General features: G+C 41.0%; 5 protein-coding genes. All 5 read left to right on the top strand.

The annotated features are described in order from the left end of the window. Nucleotides 1-222: 222 nt before the first annotated feature. Entirely contained in the window at nt 223-687 is a 465-nt protein-coding gene (locus ACIQCE_RS15845) for a CtsR family transcriptional regulator (RefSeq protein WP_353854032.1), read from the top strand. 14 nt (nt 688-701) lie between these two features. Next, complete coding sequence (gene mcsA, locus ACIQCE_RS15840) at nt 702-1259, top strand: protein-arginine kinase activator protein McsA (protein WP_353854031.1); 558 nt, start codon at nt 702-704, stop codon at nt 1257-1259. A gap of 4 nt (nt 1260-1263) precedes the next feature. Beyond that, complete coding sequence (mcsB, locus tag ACIQCE_RS15835; RefSeq protein ID WP_353854030.1) at nt 1264-2355, top strand: protein-arginine kinase McsB; 1092 nt, start codon at nt 1264-1266, stop codon at nt 2353-2355. Further along, nucleotides 2352-4787, top strand: coding sequence for an ATP-dependent protease ATP-binding subunit ClpC (clpC, locus tag ACIQCE_RS15830; protein ID WP_353854029.1), 2436 nt, complete (start codon nt 2352-2354; stop codon nt 4785-4787). The genes mcsB and clpC overlap by 4 nt, the downstream gene beginning before the upstream one ends. A gap of 92 nt (nt 4788-4879) precedes the next feature. Then, nucleotides 4880-6259, top strand: a complete 1380-nt coding sequence (radA, locus tag ACIQCE_RS15825) for a DNA repair protein RadA (protein WP_400495949.1) — start codon at nt 4880-4882, stop codon at nt 6257-6259.

The raw sequence follows: 6259 nt of genomic DNA, 5'->3' as shown, positions 1-6259 counted from the left end.
TGGTAGTTGGGGGTCTCCCCCTGTGAGAGTAGGACGCCGCCAAGCTTGTCTAAAGATCAGTTCCATTCGGAACTGGTCTTTTTTGTGTTTTTCAGAGGTTTGACATAAGATAAATGTGGAAATAATATTCTTAGTTGAGCGATTATCTTGAAAAATTGATCAAAAAAATTTATAGTAAGATTAAAGTCAAATATAGTCAAAGTCAATGGAGGAGGAGGCGGAGTGGCACAAAATATTTCTGATATCATCGAGCAGTATTTGAAGGAAGTCTTGGAACAGAATGGTCGAGAAATATTAGAAATTAAGCGCAATGAAATTGCAGATAAGTTTCAATGTGTACCTTCACAAATTAACTATGTTATCAATACACGCTTTACAAGTGAAAGAGGCTATATCGTTGAAAGTAAGCGTGGAGGCGGTGGCTATATCCGCATTATTAAAGTCAAAATGAATGATGAAGTCGATTTATTGAACAACATTATTTCTCAAATATATCATCGTTTATCACAGGCTGCATCTGATCATATCATCATGCGTCTTGTTGAAAATAACATTTTATCTGAAAGAGAAGCAAAGATGATGATCAGTGTCATGGACCGTTCTGTATTGCACATTGATTTACCTGAACGTGATGAGCTGAGGGCTCGGATGATGAAAGCAATGTTAAATGCTTTAAAATTAAAGTAAAGCGGGTGAAAAGATTGATTTGTCAAGAATGCAATGAGAGACCAGCCACTTTTCACTTTACAAAAGTTATAAATGGAGAAAAACAAGAAATGCACATATGTGAGCAATGTGCAAAAGAAAACAGTGATTCATATGCTATGAGTGGAAACCAAGGTTTCTCGATTCACAACTTATTGTCAGGATTATTAAATATTGATCCGAGCTTTACATCCAGTGCTAATAAAGGATCATCTATTTTTCAAGAAGCGAGAGAAGTGAACCAATGTCCAAAATGTGGGTTAACCTTTCAGCAATTTAGAAAAACGGGTCGCTTTGGTTGTGCAGAATGCTATCGGACGTTTGATCAGTATCTTAATCCTGTGTTCCGGAAAGTTCATAGTGGAAATACAGTTCATAATGGAAAAGTTCCAAAACGAATTGCCGGCAACCTTCATGTACGCCGGAAGCTCGAGATGATGCAACAAGAGTTAAAACAGCTAATTGAGCAGGAAGAGTTTGAAAAAGCAGCGGAAGTTCGAGATCAAATTCGAGCATTAGAGCAAGAGCAATCTCAGCAGAGGGAGGGAGATTAACGACATGTCACTCCAGCACTTTATTCAAGACGCATTGAGTCAATGGATGAAACAAAAAGGACCAGAAAGTGACATCGTTCTAAGCAGTCGCATTCGGCTAGCACGTAATCTAGAGCATGTTCGTTTCCCAACTCAGTTTTCTCAAGAAGAAGCTGAAGCTGTTCTCCAGCAATTCGAGCAGAAGTTTGCTAGCCAAGAAGTAAAAGATATTGGAAACTTTGTTCTTATTCGAATGAATGAAACGCAGCCTTTAGCGAAGAGGGTACTTGTTGAAAAACATCTGATTAGCCCTAACTTGGCAGAGTCAAGGTTTGGTGGCTGCTTGCTTTCTAAAAATGAAGAAATCAGCGTGATGCTAAATGAAGAAGACCATATTCGTATCCAATGCTTGTTCCCTGGATTTCAGCTTGCAAATGCTTTAAAGGTTGCAAATCAAGTAGATGACTGGATTGAAGAGCAGGTGGATTATGCGTTTTCAGAAAAGCGGGGATACTTAACAAGCTGTCCAACCAATGTAGGCACAGGAATTAGGGCGTCAGTCATGATGCATTTACCAGCATTAGCTCTCACAAGACAAATGAATCGCATCATTCCTGCAATTAATCAATTAGGCCTTGTGGTCAGAGGAATTTATGGTGAGGGTAGCGAAGCAATAGGAAACATCTTTCAGATCTCGAATCAAATGACGCTTGGTCAATCAGAAGAGAATATTGTGGATGACTTGAATAGTGTGACAGCTCAACTCATTGAACAAGAGCGATCTGCACGAAAAGCATTATATCAAACGTCTAAAATTGAACTTGAGGACAGAGTATACCGTTCTTTAGGAATATTGGCCAATTGTCGCATGATTGAATCGAAGGAGACAGCAAAGTGTCTTTCGGATGTGCGGCTTGGAATTGATTTAGGTATCATTAAGGGGCTTTCAAGTAATATACTGAATGAGCTCATGATTTTAACGCAGCCTGGTTTTCTCCAACAATATTCAGGAGGAGCCTTGGAGCCAAATGAAAGAGATATCAAACGAGCAGCGATTATTAGAGAAAGGCTGCGCTTAGAAATGCATAGGAATGGACAGGAGGATGAAACGATATGATGTTTGGAAGATTCACTGAAAGAGCTCAAAAGGTATTAGCGCTTGCACAAGAAGAAGCTATTCGCCTAGGCCATAAGAACATCGGAACAGAGCATATTTTACTTGGTCTTGTACGCGAAGGTGAAGGAATTGCCGCAAAAGCATTAGAAGCACTGGGTCTTGTTTCAGAAAAAATCCAAAAAGAAGTTGAAAGCTTGATTGGGAGAGGACAAGAGGTATCTCAAGCTATTCCTCATTATACGCCAAGAGCAAAGAAGGTTACTGAGCTTTCAATGGATGAAGCGAGAAAGCTAGGTCATTCCTATGTAGGGACAGAACATATTCTTTTAGGGCTGATTCGTGAAGGCGAGGGTGTTGCTGCCCGCGTATTAAATAATCTCGGAGTGAGCTTAAATAAAGCGCGTCAACAAGTATTACAGTTGCTTGGTAGCAATGAGACTGGTACCTCTACTGCAGGATCTAATAGCAATGCAAATACGCCAACATTGGATAGTTTGGCTAGAGATTTAACAGCTATTGCAAAAGAGGACAGTTTAGATCCTGTCATTGGCCGAAGCAAAGAAATTCAACGTGTGATAGAGGTATTAAGTAGAAGAACGAAGAATAACCCTGTGCTAATCGGTGAACCTGGTGTTGGTAAAACAGCCATCGCAGAAGGTCTTGCACAGCAAATTATCCACAATGAAGTACCAGAAATCTTACGTGATAAACGAGTGATGACACTCGATATGGGAACCGTTGTAGCGGGAACGAAGTATCGCGGTGAATTCGAGGATCGTTTAAAAAAAGTCATGGATGAAATTCGTCAGGCTGGAAATATTATTCTCTTCATTGATGAACTTCATACATTGATAGGTGCTGGTGGAGCAGAGGGGGCCATTGATGCTTCTAATATTTTAAAACCATCTTTAGCACGCGGTGAGCTTCAATGTATTGGGGCAACCACGTTAGATGAATATCGTAAATATATTGAAAAGGATGCTGCATTAGAACGCCGCTTCCAACCAATTCAAGTCGATCAGCCATCTGTCGATGAGAGTATTCAAATTTTAAAAGGACTGAGAGATCGTTATGAAGCGCATCATCGTGTATCCATTACGGATGAAGCAATTGAAGCTGCGGTGAAGTTATCTGATCGTTACATTTCTGATCGTTTCCTTCCTGATAAGGCGATTGACCTGATTGATGAAGCAGGTTCGAAGGTGCGTTTACGTTCTTTCACCACACCGCCTAATTTAAAGGAACTAGAGCAAAAGCTGGATGAGGTTCGAAAAGAAAAGGATGCAGCTGTTCAAAGTCAAGAATTTGAAAAAGCAGCTTCATTACGTGATACAGAGCAGCGTCTTCGTGAAAAAGTAGAAGTGACTAAGAAAACGTGGAAAGAAAAGCAGGGTCAAGAGAATTCAGAGGTATCTGTAGATGATATTGCGATGGTTGTGTCCAGTTGGACGGGAGTACCTGTTTCAAAAATTGCACAGACCGAAACAGATAAGCTTCTGAATATGGAACAATTGCTCCATTCCCGAGTCATTGGACAGGATGAAGCTGTTGTCGCTGTAGCAAAAGCAGTGAGACGTGCTCGTGCCGGATTAAAAGATCCAAAACGCCCGATTGGCTCCTTTATCTTCTTAGGTCCAACAGGGGTTGGTAAAACTGAGCTTGCAAGAGCACTGGCTGAGTCTATTTTCGGTGATGAAGAAGCGATGATCCGTATTGACATGTCTGAGTACATGGAGAAGCACTCTACGTCAAGACTTGTTGGTTCACCTCCAGGCTATGTTGGCTATGACGAAGGTGGTCAATTAACAGAAAAAGTAAGAAGAAAACCATATTCTGTAGTGCTGTTAGATGAGATCGAAAAAGCGCATCCAGATGTGTTTAATATCTTACTGCAAGTGTTAGAAGATGGACGTCTAACTGATTCTAAAGGGCGTACAGTAGATTTTAGAAATACCATTTTGATTATGACATCAAACGTTGGTGCTAGTGAACTGAAGCGAAATAAATATGTCGGCTTCAACGTTCAAGATGAAAGTCAAAATTACAAAGATATGAAAGGGAAAGTAATGGGTGAGTTAAAGCGTGCATTTAGACCAGAATTCATCAACCGTATTGATGAAATCATCGTTTTCCACTCACTTGAGAAAAAGCATCTAAAAGAGATCGTTTCCCTCATGTCCGATCAATTGACTAAACGATTAAAAGAGCAGGATCTCTCAATTGAACTAACGGAGGCAGCGAAAGCGAAGATCGCCGACGAAGGTGTAGACCTTGAGTATGGAGCTCGTCCGTTAAGAAGAGCGATTCAAAAGCATGTGGAGGATCGTCTTTCTGAGGAATTGCTGAAGGGCAACATTCAAAAGGGGCAACATGTCGTAATAGATGTTGAAAATGGAGAATTTGTCGTAAAAGCAACTGCTGCTACGAATTAATATGGTAAGAAAAAAAGAGAGGCATACCGACAATACGTATGCCTCACTTTACTTATTTTTTGAACAGTATAAGGAGTTGTATTCTTCAATCTATGGCAAAGACAAAATCGAAATTTATATGCCAATCATGCGGCTATGAATCAGCCAAGTGGATGGGGAAATGTCCTGGCTGCGGCACATGGAACAGTATGACAGAAGAGGTCATTCGCAAAGAGCCAGCAAACCGCCGAAGTGCTTTTAACCATTCTGTACAAACCGTTCATCAACCTTCACCAATATCTACAATTGAAACATCAGAAGAACCCCGAATCAAAACAAATTTAGAAGAATTTAACCGAGTATTAGGAAGTGGAATTGTCAAAGGCTCTCTTGTTCTGATTGGCGGAGACCCTGGTATTGGTAAATCCACATTGTTATTACAAGTGTCAGCACAGCTCTCAGACCAGAAACAGAATGTGTTATACATATCTGGAGAGGAGTCAATCAAACAAACCAAACTGAGAGCAGACCGTCTTGGCATTGAAAGTGCCTCTTTACATGTTTTGGCTGAAACTGATATGGAGTATATAACGTCTGCTATACAAGAGATGAAACCCGCTTTTGTTGTGGTGGATTCGATTCAAACAGTTTATCAAAGCGATATTACATCAGCACCTGGATCTGTTTCTCAGGTGAGGGAGTGCACAGCACAATTGATGAAGATTGCGAAGACGAACGGAATCCCTATTTTTATCGTTGGTCACGTGACCAAAGAAGGGTCGATTGCAGGACCGCGCCTTTTAGAGCATATGGTTGACACTGTTCTTTATTTTGAAGGAGAGCGGCATCATACATTTCGTATCCTAAGAGCAGTAAAAAACCGGTTTGGTTCTACAAATGAATTAGGAATTTTTGAAATGAGAGAGGAAGGGCTCTCGGAAGTATTAAACCCGTCTGAAATTTTTCTAGAAGAGCGGTCAGCGGGTGTATCAGGTTCGTGTGTCGTTGCTTCAATGGAAGGAACAAGACCCGTTCTTGTGGAAATACAAGCATTAATTGCGCCAACAAGCTTTGGGAATCCGCGGAGAATGGCAACAGGTCTTGATCATAATCGTGTGTCATTACTGATGGCAGTCTTAGAAAAACGTGTAGGATTGTTGCTGCAGAATCAGGATGCGTATTTAAAAGTCGCTGGCGGTGTGAAGCTTGATGAACCAGCCATTGACCTAGCAATTGCCGTCAGTATTGCATCAAGCTTTAAGGATGCAGCACCGCATCAAGCGGATTGCTTTATAGGAGAAGTCGGTCTGACTGGAGAAGTCAGAAGAGTATCAAGAATTGAACAGCGTGTACAGGAAGCTACTAAACTAGGGTTTAAGCGAATGTTCATTCCTCAGGCGAATATGGATGGATGGAAAAAGCCTAGAGGGATTGAGTTAGTCGGTGTAGAAAATGTAGCGGAGGCACTTCGTATTTCACTAGGGGGATCATAG

Source organism: Bacillus sp. NPDC093026, assembly GCF_044754665.1.
GTDB classification, from domain to species: domain Bacteria; phylum Bacillota; class Bacilli; order Bacillales; family Bacillaceae; genus Bacillus; species Bacillus maqinnsis.
The sequence above is the reverse complement of the archived record's forward strand: the minus strand, read 5'-3'. Positions and strand labels throughout refer to the sequence as shown.

Bases quoted from the DNA above. Each gene is read 5' to 3' on its own strand.
- mcsB (WP_353854030.1), top strand. From the start codon at position 1,264: ATGTCACTCCAGCACTTTATTCAAGACGCATTGAGTCAATGGATGAAA.
- clpC (WP_353854029.1), top strand. From the start codon at position 2,352: ATGATGTTTGGAAGATTCACTGAAAGAGCTCAAAAGGTATTAGCGCTT.
- radA (WP_400495949.1), top strand. From the start codon at position 4,880: ATGGCAAAGACAAAATCGAAATTTATATGCCAATCATGCGGCTATGAA.